The organism is Breznakiella homolactica, from assembly GCF_016616095.2.
GTDB classification, from domain to species: Bacteria; Spirochaetota; Spirochaetia; order Treponematales; family Breznakiellaceae; genus Breznakiella; species Breznakiella homolactica.
Map to the genome: position 1 here is coordinate 307,600 of NZ_CP067089.2, position 25,060 is coordinate 332,659.

The following is a 25,060-nucleotide window of genomic DNA, read 5'->3' on the forward strand; positions in this document are numbered from 1 at the left end:
TGTCAGGTTTTATCGATATAATAATTGGCGGAACCATATTAAAAGGAGAACGCACCATGGAAAACCGGACAAAGTCAAAGTTCCTCGTAATCTACCAGGACCTGAACTACGATATCCCTTTTACCCCGGAGCTGTCGGATGAATTGACAAAAAAGCATGTCGAGCACTGCCGGGATTTAGACTCCCGGGGAATTCTTTTTTTGTGCGGTCCTGTTATGGGTGAGGAAAAGGGTATGTTCATCCTCAGCGCGGAAAGCCTTGAGGAAGCCGAGGACTGCGTGAACCGGGACCCGTTTATTATCAACAAGTGCTATAAGAGTTACGTTATCAACGAAATCGAAGAGGCCAACGCCGGCAATAACTATCTTCTTGAAAAATACCTGTCCGGGGAGTAGGGCATGCCGGATTTACTTAAAAACACGTTTAACCGCGGGTCTCTCGGCGAGCTGGCCCGGTCCGTTCAATCGGTATATAAACCCTTTAAGGCCGAGGAGTTTCTGGAATCGACAATGGACGAAACCTGGGATGGCCTTGAGTTAAAGGCCAGGGTCCGGAAGATAAGCACGACTCTGGGCCGGTACTTGCCGGCGGACTACGGCAAAGCCCTCGCTGTTCTTGATAAGGCGATTGTCGGCCGTTCCCCCGGTTTCTTCGGCATAGTCTTTTCCGACTTTGTTGAGGTCCACGGGCAGGATGAAGCCCATTGGGATCTATCCATAGGCGCTCTGGAACGGTACACCGCATACGGGTCGTCGGAGTTTGCCGTGCGGCCCTTCATTATCAGCCACGAAAAGCGCATGATGGCGCAGATGCTTGCCTGGTCAAAGCATGAAAACGAGCACGTCCGCAGGCTTGCCAGCGAAGGCTGCCGCCCCCGGCTGCCCTGGGGCCAGGCCCTGGTCAAATATAAAAAAGACCCCAAACCCATCCTTCCTATACTGAAACAGCTGAAGGCCGACCCGTCGCCGTATGTGCGGAAGAGCGTGGCCAACAACCTGAACGATATTGCCAAAACCCACCCGGACCTGGTCGTAAAGCTCGCGAAGGACTGGTACGGCAAAAATGAACACACCAACTGGATTATCAAGCATGGCTGCAGGACCCTGCTCAAAAAGGGCAACCGCGATGTGCTGGCCCTCTTTGGATACGGCAATGAAACACCCGTAGATGTTGACGGCTTTACTTTAGGGCCGTCGTCCGTTTCCCTTGGGGATGATATTACCTTTTCATTTACGGTCTCATCAAAGGAGGCGGCAAAGGTACGGCTGGAATACGGAATCGACTACGTGAAAGCCAACGGAAAAAGAAACAGGAAGATCTTTCAGATATCGGAAATTCCCATAAAGGAAAATGAGAAAAGGCTGTACGAGAAAACACATTCCTTCGCCGATTTAAGCACCCGGAAACATTATCCGGGAACCCATTCGCTGACGCTTATCGTCAACGGCGCGGAACGAGGAAGCCTGGATTTTGAATTGAACCTGTAATATTACCGGATCTGTGGTATACTTTTTTTCATGAACCGGCAAACAATAGACAAACTCAAAAACCCGGAGATCACTTTTAATAAACTGGAAATGGCGGACCTGGATTTGCTGTACAAATGGTACCATACGGATTTCGTGAATCAATGGTACGATAAGGAAAATCCCGACTGGACGCGCCAGCAGATTGAAGAGAAATATATTCCCTATGTACGGGGAGAAAAACCTTTGGACAGCTATATCATTTTATGCGGCGGCGTAAAAATGGGATACGTTCAAGTCTATCTGCTTGAGGACTACCCCGAATACGACGAGCTTGTTCAGGCGGGAGAAGGGGCCGCCGGAGTGGATTTATTTATCGGCGAGCGGGATTACCTTCATAAAGGACTGGGTCCGGTTATTATCCGTGAACTGTTAAAGAACATTGTTTTCAAAGATGACGCTGTAACAAAGTGTATTATCGGACCGGAACCGAAAAATACAGCCGCCATCAAGGCCTACGGGAAAGCCGGGTTTAAATACATAAAAACCATCCAGGTCCCGGAAGAAGAGGAACCGGAATATATTATGGAAATACGGCGGGAAGAAATCGTATAAAGCACGGCGCATGACGCGCCGCCTGGGGATTTGACATTCCAGGGCCGCGGTGTTACCTTATATTCAGAATTTTGCAATAAGGAGTATTGACTTATCAGTAAACGTAAAACGGATTCGGTGCTGCGCGCAGCGGGAGCTATCGCGTAATTCCATCGTAACGATAGTCCCCGCTGATCCTGTTTTTTAAACCATAGGAGACGCGCAATGGACTACATCAACGCATTTTGTGTATTGCCGGAGGATTTAATCGCGGCCATACAGCGGCATGTTGACGGCCAGTATTTATATATTCCCCGCAGAGCGGAAGACAGAAAGAAATGGGGGGAACTGAAAAACACCAGGCAATTCCTGAATAGCCGGAATACGGCTATGTATGAGGAGTACCAAAACGGTGCAGCGGTTGAGGAACTGGCGGATAAGTATTACCTGTCCCCCAAGACCGTGTATAAGATATTGGCTGCAATAAAGTTCAATAAATAAACCTTGAAAAGGCGGCATGACAAAAAACAGGTCATGTCGCCTTTTTGTTTCTGTACCGATTAGGAGGGAGCTTTTATATGCGGAGTAGGGTATACTTAACTTGTCGATAACTGAAGTTATCGAACAACAATGGGTTTTAAAAAAAGGAGCTTATTATTATGGAAGAAAACGCCGCGCCTGAATTTGATTTTACCCTCATCAATGAGTATTTCGCCGGAATGGAACGGCAGGGGCCGGGCTGCCCCGAAGAAACCGTCCGGGCCTTGAGCTTCACCGGAAAGCTTTCAAAAGAATCGAAAATAGCCGACCTGGGCTGCGGCTCCGGCAGCCAGACCATGGTTCTGGCGCGGCATACCGAAGGGACCATCACCGCCCTGGATCTGTATCCCGGCTCAATTGACAGGCTCAACACGGCCGCCGGAAAACTCGGGGTCCGGAACCGGGTAAAGGGTATCGTCGGTTCCATGGATGATCTGCCCTTCGGGAAGGAAGAGCTCGACCTCATCTGGTCCGAGGGGGCCATCGCCAATATCGGCTTTGAAAAGGGCCTCAACTACTGGAAGGGCTTTCTCAAAAAAGGCGGGTACGTGGCCGTCACCTACGAGTCCTGGTTTACCAATGAACGCCCCGGCGAAATCGAAAAGTGGTGGACCGACGCGGTCCCCGAAATTAACACCATCGGGCATAATATTCTGACCATGCAGAATGCCGGCTATATACCCGTGGCGGCGTTTACGCTGCCCGAAAGCTGCTGGATAGATAATTATTTCAACCTCCAGAAACCGCGGCGGGAGGAGTTCTTAAAAGAACACCCGGGAAACGAAACAGCCGAGGCCCTGGTCGCCGCCATGGTGCAGGAGGAAGAGCTGTACCACAAGTACAAACAGTACTATGGGTATGTGTTTTATGTAGGAAAGAAAATTGGCCTGTGAGTTATTCGAATGAATGATACGGCAATAACCATACGGTACGCCGATACCGGCGATTACACATGGCTCAGCGAACATGACGGGTATATAACCGGAGAAGTGCTGAAAAGCAAGATTGAAAACAAAGAAGTCTATATTGTCGAAAAGGATAATACAATAATAGGCTGGCTCAGATATAATCTATTCTGGGACATGGTACCCTTCATGAACATGCTGAACCTTCTGGACGGCTTTAAAGGAAAAGGAGCAGGAACAAGGCTGGTCCGCCATTGGGAAGAGGAGATGAAGCGGAAGGGCTATACGAACGTATTGACCTCGACCCAGTCAGACGAAGAGGCCCAGCATTTTTACCGGAAACTGGGATACACGGAAATCGGCGGATTCAAGTACTTTAAAGATCCCTATGAGATTATCTTTCAGAAAATATTCTGAAATACTGTGTAGGATTATTTGACATATACGATACTCTATCGTATATTATATCGTATGAAGGTAACGGCAATTATCGAAGACAGTCTTATAAATGAAGTAAAAACCGCCTCCAACAGTTCTACAATAACGGAGGCAATAACCATGGCGTTACGGGATTGGCTGGACTTGTATCATATTAAGGAACTCAACAAGGAAATAGCGAAAAAACCTATTACAATTGAATCCGGGCGGACCATCCGGGAACTTAACCGGAAATCATGATAATCCTGGATACATCGGTTTGGATTGAGTTCCTCAAGGCAAATACAGCCTATTTTAATACCATTTCGTCTCTTTTAGAACAAAGGGAAATATTGGCAGTAGAATGTGTATTCGGCGAATTGCTGCAGGGCGTAAAAACCGAAAAAGAGCAGGGTATCATTCTGAAATACTGGGAACATTTACCCAAAATTGATAACGCTGACATAATTATCGAAGCGGGAAAATACTCCCGAAAGAATAAATTATTGGACAAAGGGGTGGGACTTATCGACGCGGTAATTTTAGTCCATGGAATACGGAGCGCTTCAAAGATATGGACCTTGGATAAAAAGCTGCAAAGAATACTGCCCAAAGATTTGATATACAAAAACTAAGCAGAACCATTTTTCTCTTTCCTTTGCAATCCCCCGTACCTGTGATATACTTTTCCTAGGGGACAGAAGATTTTTCAGAAATATCTACAAAAAAATGACTATATCTGACTACTTAGCCAAAAGAAAATTATCCGCTAATTTGACAAAGTACATTGAAAAAAATGGGCTTGATGGAGTGATTGATATTTGGGAATCAAGGTGGAAGCATATTTTTGAATCAAATTACTACTTTATTGAAGAATATATAAATGACTTATCAAAGCGAAAAATAATAGATGAAATACTACGGCATTGCGACATAGAGAATAAAAACCAGTATCTGGAAAAATTAAAAGTCTTAGATGATACTTTCAAAGAAAAGACAGTGGAAACAAGGGAAAGTGTCACGCGATATTCCGGATGGGGCAGTGACGACCCAAATGATGTTTTTTCAAATCTACTAGGTTTTAAAGTTGAAAAGATAGATAAAAACTGGTTTTATTTCGGAGTCCCATGGGCTAGAATTGAACAATGGGGCATAACTGAGAATGATTTAACTTAATGGCGGGATAAAGGTGGAATCAAAGGAGAAAAAAATGGAAAAACAAAAATCCTATGCTTTGTATAATCTGTTTTGTATACTGTGGATAGTTTCCGCCCTTATCATGTGTCTGCTGGCCGTGGGTAACTTTATCGACCAGCGGTATGACATACATTTTTTAATTGCCGCCTTAAGCTGCGTGGTTGTGGCGGCCGGCTGCGGCATGCTGCTTAAAAGGCAAAAGAAAGGATTGATCTTTGGTTTTGCCGGTATTCTGATATACATTCTTTCTTTTGTAACCAGCGATTATTTCCAGCGAAGGTTAAAAGCAAACAGTAATGACACGGTAATGTTTGTAATCCTCTGTTTTGTTATCCCGCTTGTGATCGGCGGGATACTGTTATTTCTGGCGCCCAGGTATTTGAAAAACAAAGAGTGATGGGGCGCCTCCGTTATATACTGGATGGAAGGGTAAGGATTTGAGAAAATATAGTTTCCTAGTACTGGCGGTTTTCTTATTAAGCGCCCCGTTTTTATTCGCCGCGGAAGATGACATTTGCCGGGTACATCTCTGCAAAATGGAAGTAAAACAAGTAAGAATATCCTATGGACTTCCTTCACGGGCCTTCTTTGATTACGCGGAAGTCAGGTCGGAATCCTTTCCCAACTGTGACGATTCTGTTTTAGGCGGATGTATTGTCCGGGAAATAACCCATGCTGAAAAAAATGTCTGCGAACAATGCAATACGGCCCGGGATGAATGGCGGAAGGCTGAAAACGATAACGACAAGGACTGAACCATCCTCATGGTCATCTTAATCGGCGGTCCCAGCCATACCGGAAAAACCCTCCTGGCCCAGAAATTAATGGAAAAGTATAAAACCCCGTATTTGTCCATTGACCATATAAAAATGGGGATATACCGGGGATATCCTGACTGCGGTTTTACCCCTGAATCGGATGAGGAAACCATAACCCAAAAACTATGGCCGGTAGTTTCGGGTATAATAAAAACAGCCGTCGAAAACAACCAGGGCCTAATAATCGAAGGTGTTTATTTGCCATATAATCTTTATGGACTGGATGAAAATTATTCAGAAAAAATACTGTACTGTAAGCTTCTTTTTTCAGGAGAATACATACGGAATTATTTCCGGACGAAAATAGTAGAGAACGAAAACGCGATAGAACAGCGGAAGGAACGGTTCGATACGCCGCAGGAGCAGTATATAAAAGAAAACGCCCGGGTCAGGGATTTATGCGAAAAAAACAATGTAAAATATTTCGAGATAAAACAGGATTACACTAAAGAAATAAAAAATGTTTATATGTGGATAAAGAAAGAATACAAGAAATTGTGATAGTATAACCAAAAATCAAAAGGAGCGGAAATATGGGCGCGGATCACGGCGAGACAGTACTGCAGAAACCAATTAGTGAATACGCTCAATATATTAAAAACCTGATACCGGCGAATATCCCTGGGACGTACGCGCTGAAACCCATGTTCGAAAACATTGCCGGCGAAGAAAAAATACGAGACGGCATTGCTGCCTTCAGGGATTTTTTATACGTATTCTGCGACCGTTTAATCTCGGACGGGCACGCATACGCCAAACCGCAGAGAACAAAGAACCCGGCGAACTATCCGTTTTTGCATGATCTTAATTACCTGCTGATTGACATAGGGTATCACGGCAAACTGGCTGGAGACGGCGGGTCAATATCGGTCGCGGATATCCCTTCATTTGCTGACCCAAAACCCAAGCTCTCCGCTCCCAAGCAGACGGAGTGCCTGCGGTTTTTGAGACTCTGCGGTTTTGCTTTTACCGGCATTGATCTGGAAAAAAAGGCCCGTATTATTTCGCAAGTCCTGCCGGCGGAAGTGTCCTATCCCGCTAATCCCATTCTGCTTACTGGATTAAAAGCCCTGTCGATCGCGGCTAAGGAACTGTGGGTGCGGTTTTATAATACCGCCGACAACCTTTTCCGGTGCGACTACCGGGTGCTGAAAGCCGAAGATACGGACGTGTTTGATGTCCTGAAAGATTTCCTGCATCCGCTGCCCAAAAAAATCCAAACCTTCGCCCTGGAATTGCACCGGCGTTATACGGATAGGGGAATGACCTGCGTGACCCTCAACGACGAGGCGGTCCACTTCGCTTATTCCTATACGAAGAACAGCAGGCGGACCTTATCCACCCGGGATATATACCAGCAAAGGATATGGGAATTCGCCTTGTCCATGCAGTACGGCTATTGCTTAGTTGTGCGGTCCAAGAGAATAGACAAACACCCGGATGTTATTAAGGGATTCCCGCTGCCGTTACAGGAAAGAATCGCCCGGGGCTACGGCTGTGACAGGAAGCTGTACAACGCGCCCTGCCAAGGCGGCTGCCAGGGTATCCGTATACCCTTGGATGATTCAATTTTACCCATCAGCCGGGATATTGAAACGTGGCTTGATCATGAGACGCCGGGTTCTTCGGGAAAATAAGCGGTATCCGCGGACGGGACGCCAGGCGACATTTGCTCTGAAACCGGGTATAATACGGTATGGCCAAAATGACAGCTGTGATAACCAGTGAGACGGTAAAAGATTACGGCGTACACGCCGGGGCGGACGTGGTCGGCGTAGCCGCCGCCGGGGATTTCGGCTCGGCGCCGGAGGGCTTTAAACCCGCCGACGTGCTCCCGGAATGCCGTTCCGTTATCGTCCTGGGCGCCACGTTTTCGCCGGAAGTCTTTAAGGATATCCTCGAGTATACGGCCAGCCGCAACGCCATGCTCAGCGCCATGACCGCCATGGCAAAAGAAGTGGCCAAACGGATAAAGGCCGGCGGATACCAGTCAAAAGTCATCAGCGCGGCAGGCGGCAAATGGGTGGACGGCGACGGGAGAAAAGAGCAGGTCGGCTACATTTCCCTGAAACACGCGGCGGAAATTGCCGGGCTTGGGACCATCGGGAAAAACTATCTGCTCACGAATACCCGGTACGGCAACCTTCTCTGGCTCAGCGCGGTGCTAACCGACGCGGAGCTGGTCCCGGATAAAAGAGTTCAATCCGACATGTGCCGCGGCTGCAATACGTGTGTGGAAGCCTGCCCCGCGGGGGCGCTCAACGACCTTTCCGCGTTCGGTAAAAAGGGATGCTCAAAATTTTTTACCATAGAAGACAGAAAGTTCAAGGTAAAGTGCTACCTGTGCCGCACTATATGCCCCAACGGTTTGGGTAAGCAGGCTATAAAGAATATTTTGATGTAAATGGAAATTAGGTTATAAAGAAGGATTTGATGAAAAAGTTTCTGTATTTTCCAATGTATAAGAGCATAGTTGTTTTTTTCATATTAATTAATTGCATCCAACTCCCTGCCCAGGAATATGAATTATGGTCCGAGGGATTTATCAGAGGATTTAATACCATGTCTATCGACGGGTGGGATGAGTGCTATTATTACAACAACTATATTATATCGCAAAGCGCGTTACACAGAAATTCCGTGCCCATGGATAATTCTTATAATTACCGGCTGCCCAGCATATACTATTATCAGGCCGGAGGAATAGAATATTCAATAAATATGCAGTTTGATGAACGAAAACTTATTAAGTATGACGTCTATGTGGATCGAGCGCTGGTATGGGAATCAAGAAAAATAGTAGAAAATGAAACTGAAATAATAATTGAAGTTGTTTCTGTGTATGATGATGGAGAAAAGCAAATAATCAGGTATTACAATAACAGGGATGATTTCCTCCAGGAAAAATTAAATGCCGCATTAGTGCAAACGCTGGCCAGCCAGATAAAGGCGGTGGAACGGAATGGATATATTGAAACCGAATGGATGATTGAGGGTTTGGAAGAAATCATTCGGAACCTGGATGTCCATGGACTGAGGGTATTCCGGAATTTAATATACGCAAATCACGGGTACCAATTTAAAACAGACTACTGGAAATTGTTCTTTGAAAAGTATATGAGAGGGTATGAAGGAACACATTCAAATGAAGAAGCGGAAACGCTGTTGAGTGACAATGAAAAAGAAGTTATAAAAAGAATAGCCGAAGAAGAACGTACAAGATAACCCGGTTTCAATCCGCTCAGTGGAGGATACGCCCGGAATTTAGGCCATGCCGCCTTGGATTATTTACATTAAATGCTGTATTATTATTTAATCTCCTGAAAAAGCGTACTTTCGGAATGGCCCATGAAAAAGATTATCACAGGTGTGTTGCTGTTGTGCATTACTGTTTTGCTGCACTCCGACATCTATGAAATTACTGATGAAAAAACCGAAGAAAGATACATAAATACGGAAGACGGACTGCGGCTGCGGGAGGAGCCTTCCCTGGGAGCCGGGGTGATTGGGATTATTCCGTATGATGATGTGGTTGTATTATACGACCAGTACAGCAATGAAAAAATCCGCATTGACAACATTGAAAGCCGGTGGGTAAAAGTTTTCTGGGGTGATACAACCGGCTGGGTGTTTGACGGATATCTTTCGGAACAGCCTTCAAAGGGAATTGTGGAACTAAGCAGGGAATCACCGCTGTATCAGCAGGTTAATAAGGAATTCATTCTGGCCGGACTTAACCAGTACGTTTCAAAGGCGGAAGACGTGATTAGACTGTTTGACCTAAGGGAAGACGAATTAAAAAGCAATGACGGCCGGTTATCTGATTTTGAGAATAGCGATGTTAAAATACTATTTGGGTTTTCCCGGCAGGTTGGCAGGGTGACACTTATCAGCAGTAAATATGCCACAACACGGGGATTAAGGGTCGGTGATAATATTTCAAAGCTCAGGCAGCTGTATCCGGGCAGTGTCAGGGATTACAATAATTCATTTTTTGATGAGCAGGAATACGGGGCGGGAGCAATATCATTTTTTTGGAGTATACGCCTGTGGAATAAGCGGTATTATCAAAACCGCCATTATCAAACGTTGCGTTTTATTTGCAGGGACGGAATCGTTATGGCTATTGAACATATAACTGATCTATAATGCCGCAATGATTTCTTATATTGTATAATAAAAAATGAAGATACTGTCAAAAAACTACAGTGAAGAAAAGAATTCCGGCGGAAGGGGATAGCGGCAGTACTGCTGGAAAAAATCATCGCTGAGGCAAAATCCCTGGGCTATACGGTAATCCGGCTGCACGCTTCGGCAATGGGGAAACCGCTCTATTCGCGGTACGGCTTTATTGAATCCGAGGGTTTTATGCATTTATCGGAATAACGTCCAAATGGTTATCCAAATCTGTATCGGAGGTTTGTAATTTCATGCTGAAACACAAAGGCACGCGGGACATAAAAACAGAACGGCTGCTGTTACGGAAAATAACGCCGGAAGACGCGGAAATGGTATTTAAGTGGATGAGTGACCCGGAGGTATTGAAGTTCGAGGACTGGATATTACATACAGACACGGCGTTTACAAAAGGATTTATTTCCTGGGTCACCAATGATTACGCCACCGATAAAATATACAATTGGGGCATTCAATTGGGAGAAGAACTGATTGGAAATATACTGGTAACAGAAGTACTCGATGAGGCAAAAAAAGGCACCATCGGGTATTATCTGAGAAAAGACTGCTGGTCAAAGGGGTACGCCACGGAAGCCGTAAAGGCCGTGATACGGTATATGTTTTCGGAAGTAGGCCTGTATAAAATTGACGCGAGACATGCGGTAAAAAACAGGGCGTCGGGCACGGTGCTGCAGAAAGCGGGAATGGCCTACACCGGCCATGTAAAAGAATATTATTACTGCCACTCGGAATGGCATGACTGTGATTTTTACGCCATTACCCAGGAAGGCAATAGTATATGAAGAAAAGAACCTGGTTTATAATCTTTATCCCGGTTATCTGCCTGGTAATATTCGCCGTCTGGTTTCTTGTATCTTTCAGGATGTATATTATCCCATACCATACGGTTTTTTATGAAAACAAAGAACTGGAAGTCTGGACCGACAGCTATGAAACGTGGACCCTGGATGATGAAAAATGGCTTATGCGGGGGTATGACCGTTCTCCGAGGAAGAGGGCGGACGATACGGTATCCCACTATCAGATAAACGGCGCCCTGTGTTACGCCGGTATCAGGGCAAAGGATGAGACGACCACGTATTCGCAGAACCCCTATGGAATCGGCATAACGGTGTGGGGGATTCTGGAGGAGCATATATCGTTTACCGTAAAATATATCGGAGTGAACTCGGGAACAAAAAAAGACGTATCGGCCCAGCTCAACAAAGAGCTTCCGCAAACAGTGGTTCTGAAAAATGAGTCGCAAACCGGCGAAGGGCTTGTTTGGGGATATTACCACACGGAGGAGATCCTGGAATTTCAAAAGAAGCCGGTTACCCTTGAGTTTATATTGGAAGTTGAAACAGTTGATGGCCCGGAAACAGGACACCTCTTTTTTACACTGACACCGGAAGAACACTATGGACTGTTTCAGGTCCCTTCCGTATAGGCCCATAAGGGTCTGAAAAAATGCAAGGTCGGTGAAGAAGCCAAATAGTTTTTGCTGCTATCCGGATACCTACCCAAAAAAACAAGTATTCTCCGGTATTTTTAGAATAATAATGCCGGAAATCGTAAAACCCACCCAATTTTGCTGGTAGATGCCGCTCTTTTTCCCATTATATTATTATGTGCCGCTATTCGGATAGAAATCTTTTATTCCCGGATGCGAAAAGAGACAGAGGGAAATCAAAAAGAGCAATGGCGCGCACACCGAGGCGCTGAAGGGGAATGAAAACCTGGACGAGCTGGAGGAGGGGGAATACTTCGGCTTTAACGTTGACGCGGGGCTTGGAACAATTGTCGACGTACAGACACGGGACGCCTTCTGCGGGGAAGATGATTAAAAACAATACGCCCCGCGGCGGACTTTGTCCGGGAGGCGGCAGGGCCGGCATTTATATAGACAAAACATCAAAAATAATACATTTTTCAAGTTGATGTAGAATGCGCTCCGGCGCAAGTAAGTTTTCTGAGGAAAGGGACCATACATAAAGGAGGGATTATGAATGAGCAGCAGCAACGCAGAATAAGAAACGAAAATGAAAAGGCAAACCTGGCCATGGGGGCTTCCATGGCCGGCGGCCTGGGGCAAATCGCCATCATAGCCATAGTCGGCGCGCTGATCGCGGTGGTGATTTTAGTACTTGGCGCGGGATTCCGGGGGGCGTTGATTGCGGCTAAAACATTCTGGCTGTACCCCCTTGTTATTTTGGTCGGAATTATTGTTTTTGCGATTATCAAAACCAAAGCTCCCATACTCAAGGGTTTGCTGGGGTTTCTGGCCGCCGCCGCGGTAATTGTCTTCGGCTGTATGGGCGCCACACGGTACTACCAAAACAGCGAAAGGTATTCCGCCTCGTATTATTCAGGGGATTACATTCAGGCTTTGCCCGACGGCTCCGTGCCCAAGCTGTATGAAAAACGGCATCAAAAAGGCGCGACAACAGAACTGGCCCTTGATGAAAAAGTGATTGTCAACGGTATTTCGTTTGATAAGTCGGAATTCAATATCACCACGGCTAATGGTGTTACCGGATGGGTAGAACTTGAGGCCTTCCCGGAAGACGCCCGGGGCACGCTTGCCATTAACCTCGGCCTTGACGGGGTTGACTCGGAAGACGTCGCCATTGACCGCCAGACCGAACGCCTGATGGCGCGGTTTTATGATGTTGAAGAAAAAGGCGGAAACGTGGACCCAAAGGGCTACGTATCAGTTAAATATAAAGAATATACCTTGAAAAGCAACGTCTTAAACCGCTTTACCAAAGTAAACGTGGAAACGCCCTTCCTCTATCTTTTCCCCAAGGCCTACAAAAAGGGTGAAGACTTTATGGATAACGGGGTAAAACTAAAACTCGCCGGTGTCGCGTATGAAAACGACTGCACGGTTTTGTACATGACGGTTAATTATAATACAACCAACGATAAAAATATTCCCTATTATTGGCTGCCCTATGGGCCAATTAATACCAACGCGTGGAAAGAATCGCTTACTGTTACGGATTTGGATACCGGGGAAAAATGGACAGTACTCCAGGCGGACTATAAAAAAATCTGGTCTTATGCTGATACCGGCAGTGGCCCTACCAACAGCCTGACAACACAAATGTTTTTCTTTCCGCCCTTCAAGTCGCGGCATTTTTCAATTACCCACGAAGCCGACGCCCTGCCGGGTAAGAAAAAAGCAGGCTACGGCGGAATACTGGGCCTCTTGTCATCAATGACCGGGATGAGCAGTCTGGGGGACATTTATTTTGATTATGAGTTTCCCGAAGTACGGGTACGGTAGGAGGTATTTGAAATGGGATTTCTTGACGATATAAAAGATAAAATCGGAACCAAAGCCGAAGAGTTTAAGCAGGCATACCAAAAGGCGTATGATGAAACCGAAAGCCTGGCGGAAAGAAAGGAACGGAAGGAACGGGAGAAGGCGGAAAAAAACGCTTCCGGAGAAGGGGAGGCTTAAAAGCTTTCCGTATCTCTTTCAAACCTTAGTAAATAATACTGCTGAAAAACATTGATTCCACCCTGCCGTACATTCCTGTATGGCAGGGGTTTAAGGCGGGGGCAAAAATGCGTATGGTAAAGAGGATTATGATTCAACCGGGGAAAAACAGAAGGTGCGGCGTTAATAGTAATGCTGTCAAAGGGAGCGTCCCTGTTCCTTTATTTCTGATGATCCGCCGTCCCGCGCTTTTGGCCGCCATTATTCTGATTGCCTGCCTGGCGGCAGGCTGCAGTTCATTCCCCGGAACTGCCGAACCTGACGGATTGGATACGGCGATACGTGAAGCGGCTGATTACTTTAACCTGAATATTCCGGCAGGGAACAAGGTGGCAATCATCGCCGTCAAGTCGGATTATCCGGCCCTTTCGGAATATATCATTGATACCCTTACGGAAGACATGGTCAATGACCGTTTGTTTACGGTGGTTGAACGCAACCAGCTTAATGTTATTAGTACCGAATTAAACTTTCAGATGTCCGGGGATGTGGATGACAACTCGGCCCAGGCAATAGGGCGTATGACCGGCGCGCAGACAATAATTGTGGGGTCCGTATCCGCCTTGGGTACCATGTGGCGCTTGTCGTTCCGGGTGCTGGCGGTTGAGAAAGCGGAAGTGCAGGGACTGTTCAGCAAAAATATTCAAAACGCCGGCATTATTTCCGTACTCACATCAAGCCCGGATACCGCGGCAGGTACGGACGGCGGCACGGCGGAGCAGGCGCAAGCCGGTTCCCGGCAAACCGCTGTAACACCCCAGAATCCCGGATTAAATAACGGAACCTATACCCTTACGCCCCGCCCGCGGGGGAGGCTGAATGGGGTATGGCAGGATATTTATATTTCCCGTGTGGAAGTGGACGACGAGTATATGACAATTTTCTTTGAAAACAAAGAAAGCGCCGGGGATGGTTACGGCCGCAGCGGTACCGTTAACTGGGACAGGGGCAGCGCCACAATAATTGATCTTGACAAGCCAAATGTTTACGGGAAGAACACCGGCCGCACCGGACGAAACAATGGTTCTGTAGTATCCTGTGTATTCGAGCGGATCGACGGCAGACGGTTCCGGCTGGAAAACAGGCAGGGCATTGTTTTTACGGAGATTAATCTCGGCGCCCCTGATTAGAAATAGAGTACATCATATACCTCTTTGCTGTTTCAGACGCCGTACACTTTATCCTAAGGCAATTACATGATAAACTTATTCCTGACATCGTATTTTACCCGGGTGGTCGAATTGTTCCCGCGGTTTACGGGAAACACCTGTTTTAATAAACGGGTCGTTTTTATACCCACCGCCAATATTGTGGAAACGGTCAATTTCTATGTGGATTCCGATAAAAAGGAACTGGAGAAATTGGGCCTGGTAATCGATGAGCTTGAAATTTCAACAGCGCCTCAAAACGAAATAATAGAAAAAATATTCCAGGCGGACTATGTGTTTATGGAGGGCGGCAATTCATTTTTCCTGCTGCAGGAACTTAAAAGGACCGGAACAGACGCACTTGTTACGGAGCATATCCGGAAGGGGAAAATCTATATCGGATGCTCCGCCGGTTCAATGGTTGTCTCGAAAACTATAGAATATGAAAAGTATATGGACGAGCCGGATGATGTGACCGCCGCCCCCGGATTAGCCAATGATTTTACCGCCCTCGGGATAGTGGATTTTTCCGTAGTGCCCCACTATGATCCGGATAATAAACCGGCTCAGGAAATAATAAAATTATATTCGGAACAATATAATCTGCGTCCCATCAGCGACAACCAGGTCATAACGGTTGTTGGTAATCGCGTAGAAATAGAATCCGCTGAATAAAAACGGCGTGAAAAAAGGTGGCGGCGGCTAACCATTTTTCTCCTTTCCTTTGCAATCCCCGGCGGGTGTGATATACTTTTCTCATGGAAATGGGCCTCCGCAAAGCAGGCTCATGAAGGATTGCGGGAGCAGAGGTGATTATGAGCAAAAATGTACTGTTTCTTTGTATCTTTTTCTTAGCCACAAATGGTTTTCTCGCCGCTCAAAATTCCGAAATAAAACAGTACTCTGATCCCATAAATGGATACAGCGGTGTAGCGGCGGCGGAATACATAGACAACTATAGTGATGAATTATCAGAATATACTGATAAAGAATTTGACGACCTAATGCAGGAATATTTTGAAGAAATGCTTGGTTCAGATGGCAAAGCCATTGATAAAATATCAAAAAATAATTATTGGTTATGCCAGCAGGCGCTCAATGAATGGGACCTTGAAGACGGAGAGCTCTATTTAGTTGTATGCGCTGACAATATGTATTCAACGGATCCTTTTGTTTTTCTTATAATTATTGAAGACAGCGGAGAGTCATTCAAATGGTGGGGAAGGGCGGCTGCTATAACGTATTCTGAGTAGGATATTTCAGCGTGAAGTTACAATGTGTGGAATTATTCGCTGGAATAATCCGTTTACCGGAGAAGATGTCTGTATTAAGTCCGTATCAAGGCCCTGCCGGGCGGCCTCTCCCGCAATCATTTTTCCGCTTTCCTTTGCAATCTCATGAGCTTGTGATATACTTTTTTCATGGAAATAAAGCTCACCAAAGATCAAAAGAAGATACTCAACAAACCTTCGGATATTTATCCCATCATGCGGGAAATACTCATGAGGGACAATAAGATAGACCGCAACCGGGAGCACTTCTGGGCCGTGGGTCTGGGCCAGAGTCTCCTGCTCCAGTATGTGGAGCTTATCAGCCTGGGAGGAACCAAGCGCACCACGGTGGAACCCATGAACGTGTTCCGGCTGGCGGTGATGAAAGGCTCCGCCCGGATTATCCTGGTGCATAACCATCCGTCGGAGAGTCTTGAGCCATCCGACCCTGACAAGAATGTCACCGACCGGCTGTATCAGGTGGGGAAGATTCTGGACATCGAGGTTGACGACCACCTGATTATAACCCCCAAGGCGTACTACAGTTTCGCCGAGTCGGGCCTGCTGGCGGAGCTTGCCAAGAGTACGGAGTATGTGCCCCAGTATGAGCTTGAGGAACGGTACCGCCGGGAGAAGGAGGCCATAGTCAGGGAGATGCTGGAGTTACAGGAAAAGATGCTCAAAGACGCCCTGGAGGAAGGCCGCAAGGTGGGGCTGGAACAGGGGGAGAAGGCTGGTGAAAAAAAGAACAAGATTGAGATAGCAAAAAATATGCTGCAGGAAGGTTTTGATATCAACATTATTCGAAAGCTTACGGGGCTGACGAAGAAGGTGATAGAGAGCCTAAGGGAGTAGGTGTGGAGTTTTCTTGAAGGGAGAACTCCTAAGCTGGATTGAAACCCTTGGTTTCAATCCAGCAATTGAAGGGTTGAGCCAGGAGATATAGCGGGATAGACGAAGGATAGCGATTATTAGGAGTTAGACGAAATTTCTTTTTGCATTTTTTTGTAAGTTACAAAATAAATAAAAAGATATAAACTAATAATTGTACTTAAAATGAAGGAGATATGATTATGGAACTTAATGGATTTTCAGTATCAGAATTTCGTTCAATAAAATATAGTAATTGGATCGAGGCTGATAAAGTAACTGCCTTAATAGGAACAAATGAAAGCGGAAAAACTAATATACTTGTGCCTCTTTGGAAGTTTAATCCGGCAAGCGAAGGGGAAATAGACCAAATATTAGATTTCCCAAGAAGTAAATACAATGAATTTCGAAGTTTAAAAGAAAAGCCTAAATTCATAAAGGTAAAATTCATTTTAAATGAGAGTGAATCAAAAAAAATATCTGAATTAACTAATATGGATTATACAAAATTTAATGAGTTAATCTGTGAAATGGATTATGATTTAAATAGATCAATATCTTTTCCATTATCTAAAATAGATAGAAGTACAGACAAGTTGAAAATATTGGAATTATTAAAAAATACCTTATCATCGATCGAAAATACTGAAGCATCTAAACAAGAAGAATCAATGCGGGATGAAATAAATAAACTATTAAATGAAATAATAAATATTATAAATTCTGATGATAAAAAATATATTATGCGTGCTGATTTAAGAATTTATTATGATAAATTAGGTAAAATTAGTTTAGAAAAAGCTGTAAAAACATCTCTTATAAAACCTTTGTTTGAAAAATTATTGGAAGATATTTATTCAATTTTATTTGAATTAAATAAGCAAAACCCAGAGGATATTAAAGAGGTTAAAGATTTTATATTTTCTCATTTGCCATCATTTGTTTATTATTCTAATTATGGCAATTTAGATTCAGAAATATATCTACCTCATGTGATAGCTAATTTAAAGCGTACAGATTTAGGGCCTAAAGAAGCTGCAAAAGCGAGAACGCTGAAAGTTCTTTTTGAATTTGTACGACTTTCTCCGGAAGAGATTCATGAATTAGGAAAAGAAATAATAAATGGAAGGCCTCCTCAAAATCAATCAGAAATTGATGAGATTGCTAAACGAAAAAAAGAAAGAGATATATTACTACAATCAGCATCAACAGAACTAACACAAAAATTTCGGGACTGGTGGAAACAAGGAGAGTATCGTTTCAGATTCCAAGCAGATGGTGATCATTTTAGAATATGGGTTTCAGACGATAATAGACCAGAGGACATAGAACTAGAAGGGAGGAGTACAGGCTTACAATGGTTTTTAAGCTTTTTTCTAGTTTTTCTTGTTGAGAGTAAAAAAAGTCATTTGAATTCAATTCTTTTATTGGATGAACCTGGCCTATCTCTTCATCCATTGGCACAGAAAGATTTAGCCTTATTTTTTGAAAATTTAGCAAAAACTAATCAATTGCTTTATACAACACACTCACCATTTCTTATCGACACAGACAAACTTGATCGAGTAAGGTCAGTCTATATAAATGATGATGGATACACAGAGGTTTCTCCTGATCTGAGAGCTTCTCAAAATAAAACCCAGCAGCAGCGATCAATATTTCCGGTACACGCTGCTTTGGGATTATCTGTATCTGACACATTACTTTTAGGCTGTATTCCTATAATTATAGAAGGTCAATCGGATCAAAATTATCTTACTATAATTAAAAACTTACTTATCAATCACAAGAAAATAAACCCAATGAAAGAGATTGTTTTTTTACCAGCTGGTGGTGTAAAGGGAATAAAAGCATTATTGCCCATAATTACTGGTACTTCTGAAGAATTGCCATTTGTGATTGTAGATTCAGATGGCCCAGGATTAAAGCAATACAAAGATCTAATAGAAGGAATATATAATTCTGAGAATGAAAAAGTCATACAAATTGGTTCCTTGACCACAATACAAAATGCCGAAGTCGAAGATTTATTTCCTCATAAATTATTGGCAGATACTTTTGATAAATCATTTAGAGCTTTCGATGTTTATGCAAGTGATCTCATTAATAATGATGAAGCTATTATTAATCAATTAGAGAAATTTGCTCAAAGTCAGAATATTCATCTTGAAACTCCTGGTTGGAAAGTTGTTTTGTCAAAAAATGTAAAGTCGCGAATATTGAACAAACCTGACTTAATAGATCCAAATACTGAGTTCTTTTCTAAGTGGATTGAACTTTTTTCAAAAATCGTTGAATAAAAATTGAGTTCAAAACCTGTAAGTAAACAAAAAGAAACTTCGTCTAACAGCGTGTATCCGCGGACGCGCACTTCGTGCGCTGGCCTGCGTTCGGCTAGGTCAGCTACGCTTCCCACGCCTCACTCCGGCACATTTTGTCAGCCCTGGTCTTGCTACGCAAGCCCTTATTCGGGCTGCCAAAACGTCGGATACACCCGGGACGTTAGGCGACATGCCCTCGAGCTTTTATTCTATGATTGGACACACGCCCGGACCTCCGGCCGCCAGGCGGCAGGATTTCCAAGGTGTGATTGCTAATGAAACCTTCTCTTGGAAGATTATTTTACTTTTTCTTCCTCTTTTTATTCTTGCCTCGTGTCACAGATGGAAAAAATGAGATAAATAGAATTACTTACCACTTTGATATTCGGTGTTGCCATATTCTGTTTATTCGTTGCAAGCTATACAAGCATATTCAGATTATTTAATAAGATTTCGTTTAATTTGTGAGAAGAGGAGGGAAAATTGAAATATTGTATAAATAATTTGATAGACTATGGTGCAGTAAATATATTAATAAATGAAGATTTTAATATTAATAAATATAAAGATGATGAATCAATGGTTGTGATAAAAGGAACAGGTGTTTCATTAAAGAATATTTCAAAAATAGGAGTTGAATTGTTGCGAAAAACAGATTCAAGCTATTATGGATTATTAGGCTTTGAATATTATCCACATAATAATAATGAACTTATTGTTATGATATGTTATGTAGAAAAATTATTTGAAATTTATGATGAAAATATGTTAGGGAATAATGAAAAAATATTCGTTGGATTGACATCAGAATACGTAAGAGGAATTAAAAATAGTATAGAAAAAATTAAGAATGATATGAATTTATTTTCAGGAAAAATAGTAATCAATGTAGCAGCACAATCCCTTATTGGAACAAGTCCTCATATATATTCAAAGATACTTTATATTTTACTGAGAATTGCAAAAAACGATAAAGAAGAATATCGTAATAATGAGTTGCAGGATATAATAATAAATCAACATCTGATGGATTAACCTATTTAAAGGGTATTTATTCTGACTTTGTTTTTTGGGAGGAGTTCGATATCCAGAAGCTGCTAAAATATTGAAACATTCTTTTTTTGAGAAAGACGGGAAACGCATTAGATATAGTATCTGAGATACATTTTAAGAAAGATAATTAGAATCATAGCTAAAGGAAAAATATAACTGGAAAAGGCTGCAAGAAGTAATAAATGATGCGATGTAGCGTCGTATTCACTATCGTATAAGAATTGACTAAGCAACATTTTCAGCTCTGGCTCCGCCGTACGGGCTTGGCGTAATGTGAGATTTCGAGGGCACGATCGCCTAACAGCGTGTATCCGCGGACGCTCACTACGTTCGCTGGCCTTCGTTCGCCTAGGTCAGTCGCTGTCGCTCTTTCCCACGCCTCACTTCGGCACATTGGACAGCAGCGGCCTTGCTTCGCAAGTCCTTATTAGCTGCTGTCCAACGTCGGATACACGCGGAACGTTAGCTGCAATAAGCAACATTTGGAGAAAATATTTTATGGAATATGATTATTCACTCGAAGAACAAAAAGAGAAAATTGCTATTAGTAAAACAAAAGATTATTTTGAAGAAGTTTATTTGTCATATCAACATAAAAATTATCGCTCATGCATTGTGATGTTATGGTCGGTAATTGTATGTGATATAATATATAAATTACAAGAACTTGAATCTTTATATAATGACTTGAATGCAAAAGAAATATTGATTGAATATAATAAACAATATTCTGATAAATCTAAATCAAGCGAATGGGAGAAAAAATTAGTTGAAAATGTATTTAATAAAACCTTGTTGATCGATTTTGGAACAATGGAAACAATAAAACATATTCAGCAATATAGACATATTTCTGCTCATCCAGTGTTAGAAACTAATTATGAATTATATGTTCCAAATAAAGATTTATGCAGAGGTCTTATTATTTCTGCGCTAAATGGTATTCTTATTAAACCGGCATTTTTTACAAAAAAAATATTTGATGACTTTCTTGCCGATATTAGTATCAACAAACAAGTTTTAATTTCACAAGAACAAATTAGTAAATATCTTGAAGCAAAATATTTAAAATATTTAGACAAGACAGTACTGTTAAGTTTTGTTAAATCTTTGTGGAAATTGGTTTTTAAAGTCGATAATGACGAGTGTAATGAAAATAGATCTATAAATAGAAGAGTCTTAGATATTCTTGTAGCAAAAAACATCAATGAAATTGAATTTGATATAAAAAAAGAACAAAAATATTATTCAGAGAATATTAGTGTAAATAATGCAAAAATAACATCTTCTCTTTATCTTTTTTTGTTTCAGTTTCCTTCATTATATAAACTGCTGAGAGAAGATGCACAGGTATTGATCAAAGGTAAAAGAGAGGCTTATGCTCATACTTTATTAACTGCAAGATTTTTATATGACAGTTGGGACGATTTTGAAAAGGAATTGATGCAGAGTATAAGTGATATAAAAACTTTAACAAAAATCGATGATGTTTTGGATTTTGACATGGAGAAGATTAGAGAAATTTACTGTAGAAATAAAGTAGAAAATATTTTATATAAAGTTTTTATCGAACGACTAAGTATTTCTAGTAATTTTAATTCTGCAGATAGCAATTTTACAAAATATATTGAACCATATATTGCAGAAATGAATTTAGATATTTTATTACTTCTTATTGAAGGCATTGAGAAGAATAATCAAGTTTATTCTAGAGGAAGAGCTAAGCATGACCATAAGCAAATTAAAGATAGGATTATTGAATTAAAGCCAGATCAAAATTTTGATAATTATGAATGCTTTAATATAGCTTTTTCTTGATAATCTGCTTACTGCAGCTAACAGCGTGTATCCGCGGACGCGCACTTCGTGCGCTGGCCTACGTTCGGCTAGGTCACGTTCTTTCCCACGCGCTCACTTGGCAACTTTGTTGCCTTGCACATTGGCCAGCAGCGGCCTTGCGCGTAAACTTTGTTTACGACGCAAGTTCCTCATTAGCTGCTGGCCATACGTCGTAACCGCCGGAGGCGGTTAGACACCCGGGACGTTAAGCGCAATTGGGTGAAAACACATAACAGGTGAATAAATGAAAAGAACTGTTTTATTACTATTAATATTTACGAGCATAAAATTATTTGCATCAAGCATACCTGAAAAGGAGAAAAAAGATGATTTACATCAATATTTCGATAAATATATTATTGGTGATATGCCAAAAGAGATTAGAAGCGAGAATCTTAGAAAAGAATATAATGTTCTTGGAAATGGACTTTTTCGCATTGATTGGACTATGAGTTATAGTGATGGAAGGCAAGTTAAGCGAAGCCTTATCTGTTATAATGAATATTATAATAATACGATTATATCGGATTTTAAATTAAATGAAACAATTGAAATATTGGATGTTACTTCCAATCCTTCAATGAAGGATATACAATTTACTATTGTAAAAGAAGAAAACCGAATAATAATAGAATATAAATATTTGTTAGAAATTAATAATGAGAACAATCGTGGGTATGATACTCATAAGGTTTTATTATTATTTGATGAGTTTACTAAAAAACTTAAGAGGTATCAAATAACTTCTCAATATCCCATAGGGAAATATTATACACCAATAGCCGGTGAAACAGAGATTACTGAAAAAAAAGAATATGAATATTGTTATAATAACGAAGGGAGATTGGATAAAATATATTTAATAATTGGGGAAAATAAGATAGAAATAAAAAGTTATTATTATGATGGTGAATTAAGATTACTTGTGAAACCTTATTTTAATGATTTAGAACTTCCAACATTGGAGGAAATAGTAATATATGATAATAAAACATTAAAATATCATGTTCAATTAAGACCATTAGACATCAGACCAGGTCCAATATCGCCTCAGGATGTTCAAACGCGGGATAATCAACACTACTATACACTATTTGAATTTGATATTAATGGAAATGAAATAAAGCAAATAAAATATTATGGAAAGAATGAACTTTATCCTCGTGATAATGAAATGGAAATATTTAATACAAAAATACTTGGAATAGATGACTTTTTGAACTGGAGTCATATCATTATTGATCATGAAAATGATCCAGAAAATTCTGAAGAAATTATTAGAACGATTATATACTAAGAACGCGACCCAACTGCGCCTAACAGCGGATATCCGCGCCAACCATCTAAAATCCCCCTTGACTTGGTATATACCATGATATATATTATATCATGAGGATACAAACCATGCAAACAGCGAAACTATTTACCAATGGACGGAGCCAGGCCGTACGGCTGCCCAAGGATTACCAGTTTAACGGAGAAGATGTCTACATTCAGAAAGTAGGGGACGCGGTCATCCTTTTTCCCAAGGACAAAGACTGGGAAATCTTTCTCGACGGGCTGAACAGTTTTTCCGACGACTTCCTGTCGGAGGGCCGCGACCAGAGGACTGAGGGCGAACGGGAGACCCTGTAATGTACCTCCTGGATACGAACATCTGCATATATATTATCAAGGAACAGCCCGAAGCGGTCCTGAAAAACCTCAGGAAAAAGCGCTCCAAGGGTATGGCCATTTCTTCAATCACCCTGGCGGAACTGGAATACGGTGTAGAAAACAGCAAATACCCGGAAAAGAATAAAATTGCCCTGATTAAGTTTCTTTCAATAATATCCATTCTGCCTTTTGACGCCAAAGCGGCGGAGGCCTATGGAAAGATTAAGGCCGATTTAAAACGGAGGGGCTGTATCATCAGACCGCTGGATATACTGATAGCCGCCCACGCCAAATCGGAGGATCTGATACTGGTAACCAATAACAGTAAAGAATTTGAGCGGGTAGAGGATTTAAAAATAGAAAACTGGGTGTAACTACGCCCTTGTTTATCAGCCGGTTCTCTCTCCCTCCTCTTCTTCAAACCCAAGAACCCTCCCGGCAGTACGGCGGCAGACCGGCCCGGTCCTCATGGTTCCACAATACCATCCCGTCCCCCTGATTTCCAATAACCGCAATTAATAAATCTATCCCAGACGGCCCCTAATTCCTCCCCACCCGCAAGGGACCCGTACCGTACCCGAAACGTACCTCTTCCCCGTAAACGGCCGCGCGGCGGCCGGGAAGTACGGTTTTGCCGCGTTTTTAATAATTGCCGTTATATGACAGGGCCCGGAGAAATAGGATAGGCTGGTCCGGCGGCAGAAATAAAAGAAGGGGAGGCGGCATGGTGTTCCGATAGTCTGAAAACAAACCGAAACAGGCCGATGGGGCCTGCTTCCCGTACTTACGTGGCGTACCGCAATCCCCATTTCAGCATTTCATAAAAAATGGGGAACAGGTTCCGGCCCTTCTCCGTGAGGGAGTACTCCACATGGGGCGGGATTTCGTTAAACTGCTCCCGGTGGATGAGGCCGTCCGCCTCCAGCTCCCGCAGGGTATTGGTAAGCATGGTGTTGGTGATCCCCGGCACTTCCTTTTTTAGTTTGCCGAACCGGATGGTATCGTTCAGGCTCATGGCGTAAATAATCTGGTTTTTCCACTTTCCCTGGAGCATGAGAAGCAGGCCGGATACGGGACAGTTCCCGGACTCCGTGGCGCTGTTCGAAGCGATCTTTACGTATTCCTCAAAGGTGACCCGCTCTTTCATTGTTATCCTCCCCCGCGGTACAGTATATCATACTATGTAAGAATAAACTGCGTACTTGATTTATTATTAAGATAAGGTATATTAAATATACCATAACAAGTCAACCGGTTCACGGCGGGCGTAAACGTTACTGG

Annotated in this window: 32 protein-coding genes and 1 pseudogene; 32 read left to right on the top strand and 1 reads right to left on the bottom strand. The window is 42.8% G+C overall.

Features of this window, described 5'->3' with window-relative positions; translation table 11 throughout:
- The first annotated feature begins 56 nt into the window (after positions 1–56).
- The 32 genes and pseudogenes from JFL75_RS01525 (at position 57) to vapC (ending at position 24,153) form a co-directional block, all read left to right on the top strand.
- Entirely contained in the window at positions 57–395 is a 339-nt protein-coding gene (locus tag JFL75_RS01525; protein ID WP_215624938.1) for a YciI family protein, read from the top strand.
- A gap of 3 nt (positions 396–398) precedes the next feature.
- Positions 399–1,487 carry a DNA alkylation repair protein gene (locus JFL75_RS01530; protein WP_215624939.1) on the top strand — a complete coding sequence of 363 codons (1,089 nt, stop codon included), beginning with the start codon at positions 399–401 and terminating at the stop codon, positions 1,485–1,487.
- Positions 1,488–1,517: 30 nt separating this feature from the next.
- Positions 1,518–2,081: a GNAT family N-acetyltransferase gene (locus tag JFL75_RS01535; RefSeq protein ID WP_215624940.1), complete on the top strand. Its 564-nt coding sequence runs from the start codon at positions 1,518–1,520 to the stop codon at positions 2,079–2,081.
- A 204-nt stretch (positions 2,082–2,285) separates the two neighbouring features.
- Positions 2,286–2,561, top strand: coding sequence for a CD3324 family protein (locus JFL75_RS01540; RefSeq protein ID WP_215624941.1), 276 nt, complete (start codon positions 2,286–2,288; stop codon positions 2,559–2,561).
- Between the two features lie 158 nt (positions 2,562–2,719).
- Positions 2,720–3,493, top strand: coding sequence for a class I SAM-dependent methyltransferase (locus tag JFL75_RS01545; RefSeq protein ID WP_215624942.1), 774 nt, complete (start codon positions 2,720–2,722; stop codon positions 3,491–3,493).
- Positions 3,494–3,502: 9 nt separating this feature from the next.
- Complete coding sequence (locus JFL75_RS01550; protein WP_215624943.1) at positions 3,503–3,922, top strand: GNAT family N-acetyltransferase; 420 nt, start codon at positions 3,503–3,505, stop codon at positions 3,920–3,922.
- A gap of 54 nt (positions 3,923–3,976) precedes the next feature.
- Positions 3,977–4,183 (top strand): hypothetical protein, encoded by a 207-nt coding sequence (locus JFL75_RS01555; RefSeq protein ID WP_215624944.1) that lies wholly within the window; start codon positions 3,977–3,979, stop codon positions 4,181–4,183.
- Entirely contained in the window at positions 4,180–4,557 is a 378-nt protein-coding gene (locus tag JFL75_RS01560; RefSeq protein WP_215624945.1) for a PIN domain-containing protein, read from the top strand. The genes JFL75_RS01555 and JFL75_RS01560 overlap by 4 nt, the downstream gene beginning before the upstream one ends.
- Before the next feature lie 139 nt (positions 4,558–4,696).
- A complete protein-coding gene (locus JFL75_RS01565) occupies positions 4,697–5,098 on the top strand; it encodes a hypothetical protein (protein WP_215624946.1) in 402 nt (133 codons plus the stop codon).
- 34 nt (positions 5,099–5,132) lie between these two features.
- A complete protein-coding gene (locus JFL75_RS01570) occupies positions 5,133–5,516 on the top strand; it encodes a hypothetical protein (protein ID WP_215624947.1) in 384 nt (127 codons plus the stop codon).
- Between the two features lie 139 nt (positions 5,517–5,655).
- Positions 5,656–5,874 (top strand): hypothetical protein, encoded by a 219-nt coding sequence (locus JFL75_RS01575; RefSeq protein WP_215624948.1) that lies wholly within the window; start codon positions 5,656–5,658, stop codon positions 5,872–5,874.
- A 9-nt stretch (positions 5,875–5,883) separates the two neighbouring features.
- A complete protein-coding gene (locus JFL75_RS01580; RefSeq protein WP_215624949.1) occupies positions 5,884–6,438 on the top strand; it encodes an adenylate kinase in 555 nt (184 codons plus the stop codon).
- Positions 6,439–6,470: 32 nt separating this feature from the next.
- Positions 6,471–7,574, top strand: a complete 1,104-nt coding sequence (locus JFL75_RS01585; protein ID WP_215624950.1) for a hypothetical protein — start codon at positions 6,471–6,473, stop codon at positions 7,572–7,574.
- A gap of 59 nt (positions 7,575–7,633) precedes the next feature.
- A complete protein-coding gene (locus JFL75_RS01590; protein WP_215624951.1) occupies positions 7,634–8,341 on the top strand; it encodes a 4Fe-4S binding protein in 708 nt (235 codons plus the stop codon).
- 29 nt (positions 8,342–8,370) lie between these two features.
- Positions 8,371–9,162 carry a YARHG domain-containing protein gene (locus tag JFL75_RS01595; protein ID WP_215624952.1) on the top strand — a complete coding sequence of 264 codons (792 nt, stop codon included), beginning with the start codon at positions 8,371–8,373 and terminating at the stop codon, positions 9,160–9,162.
- 123 nt (positions 9,163–9,285) lie between these two features.
- The gene (locus JFL75_RS01600; protein ID WP_215624953.1) at positions 9,286–10,086 is read left to right on the top strand and encodes an SH3 domain-containing protein; all 801 of its coding nucleotides are present in this window, start codon (positions 9,286–9,288) and stop codon (positions 10,084–10,086) included.
- Between the two features lie 78 nt (positions 10,087–10,164).
- Positions 10,165–10,323: pseudogene (locus JFL75_RS20950) on the top strand (GNAT family N-acetyltransferase); the annotation flags it as partial.
- 44 nt (positions 10,324–10,367) lie between these two features.
- Positions 10,368–10,916, top strand: a complete 549-nt coding sequence (locus JFL75_RS01610) for a GNAT family N-acetyltransferase (protein WP_215624954.1) — start codon at positions 10,368–10,370, stop codon at positions 10,914–10,916.
- The gene (locus JFL75_RS01615) at positions 10,913–11,563 is read left to right on the top strand and encodes a hypothetical protein (RefSeq protein WP_215624955.1); all 651 of its coding nucleotides are present in this window, start codon (positions 10,913–10,915) and stop codon (positions 11,561–11,563) included. Before JFL75_RS01610 ends, JFL75_RS01615 begins: the two co-directional genes overlap by 4 nt.
- 271 nt (positions 11,564–11,834) lie before the next feature.
- Positions 11,835–11,960, top strand: a complete 126-nt coding sequence (locus JFL75_RS01620) for a DUF4241 domain-containing protein (protein ID WP_223292825.1) — start codon at positions 11,835–11,837, stop codon at positions 11,958–11,960.
- A gap of 158 nt (positions 11,961–12,118) precedes the next feature.
- Complete coding sequence (locus JFL75_RS01625) at positions 12,119–13,405, top strand: hypothetical protein (RefSeq protein ID WP_215624956.1); 1,287 nt, start codon at positions 12,119–12,121, stop codon at positions 13,403–13,405.
- 12 nt (positions 13,406–13,417) lie between these two features.
- Positions 13,418–13,582, top strand: coding sequence for a hypothetical protein (locus JFL75_RS01630; protein WP_215624957.1), 165 nt, complete (start codon positions 13,418–13,420; stop codon positions 13,580–13,582).
- 209 nt (positions 13,583–13,791) lie between these two features.
- Complete coding sequence (locus tag JFL75_RS01635) at positions 13,792–14,751, top strand: CsgG/HfaB family protein (protein ID WP_215624958.1); 960 nt, start codon at positions 13,792–13,794, stop codon at positions 14,749–14,751.
- Between the two features lie 66 nt (positions 14,752–14,817).
- Complete coding sequence (locus tag JFL75_RS01640; protein ID WP_215624959.1) at positions 14,818–15,444, top strand: Type 1 glutamine amidotransferase-like domain-containing protein; 627 nt, start codon at positions 14,818–14,820, stop codon at positions 15,442–15,444.
- Positions 15,445–15,584: 140 nt separating this feature from the next.
- Positions 15,585–16,022 carry a hypothetical protein gene (locus JFL75_RS01645; RefSeq protein WP_215624960.1) on the top strand — a complete coding sequence of 146 codons (438 nt, stop codon included), beginning with the start codon at positions 15,585–15,587 and terminating at the stop codon, positions 16,020–16,022.
- 168 nt (positions 16,023–16,190) lie between these two features.
- Positions 16,191–16,895 carry a JAB domain-containing protein gene (locus tag JFL75_RS01650; protein WP_215624961.1) on the top strand — a complete coding sequence of 235 codons (705 nt, stop codon included), beginning with the start codon at positions 16,191–16,193 and terminating at the stop codon, positions 16,893–16,895.
- Between the two features lie 218 nt (positions 16,896–17,113).
- Complete coding sequence (locus JFL75_RS01655) at positions 17,114–19,210, top strand: AAA family ATPase (protein WP_215624962.1); 2,097 nt, start codon at positions 17,114–17,116, stop codon at positions 19,208–19,210.
- A 504-nt stretch (positions 19,211–19,714) separates the two neighbouring features.
- Entirely contained in the window at positions 19,715–20,266 is a 552-nt protein-coding gene (locus tag JFL75_RS01660) for a hypothetical protein (protein WP_215624963.1), read from the top strand.
- A 516-nt stretch (positions 20,267–20,782) separates the two neighbouring features.
- Positions 20,783–22,102 carry a hypothetical protein gene (locus tag JFL75_RS01665; protein ID WP_215624964.1) on the top strand — a complete coding sequence of 440 codons (1,320 nt, stop codon included), beginning with the start codon at positions 20,783–20,785 and terminating at the stop codon, positions 22,100–22,102.
- 265 nt (positions 22,103–22,367) lie between these two features.
- Positions 22,368–23,420 (top strand): hypothetical protein, encoded by a 1,053-nt coding sequence (locus JFL75_RS01670; protein WP_215624965.1) that lies wholly within the window; start codon positions 22,368–22,370, stop codon positions 23,418–23,420.
- Positions 23,421–23,527: 107 nt separating this feature from the next.
- Positions 23,528–23,758, top strand: coding sequence for a type II toxin-antitoxin system antitoxin VapB (vapB, locus tag JFL75_RS01675; RefSeq protein ID WP_215624966.1), 231 nt, complete (start codon positions 23,528–23,530; stop codon positions 23,756–23,758).
- Positions 23,758–24,153 (top strand): type II toxin-antitoxin system tRNA(fMet)-specific endonuclease VapC, encoded by a 396-nt coding sequence (gene vapC, locus JFL75_RS01680; protein WP_215624967.1) that lies wholly within the window; start codon positions 23,758–23,760, stop codon positions 24,151–24,153. Before vapB ends, vapC begins: the two co-directional genes overlap by 1 nt.
- A 410-nt stretch (positions 24,154–24,563) precedes the next feature.
- Here vapC and JFL75_RS01685 read toward each other — a convergent pair whose 3' ends face one another.
- On the bottom strand, positions 24,564–24,926 hold the full coding sequence (locus JFL75_RS01685; RefSeq protein ID WP_215624968.1) for a winged helix-turn-helix transcriptional regulator: 363 nt from the start codon (positions 24,924–24,926) through the stop codon (positions 24,564–24,566).
- Positions 24,927–25,060 lie beyond the last annotated feature (134 nt).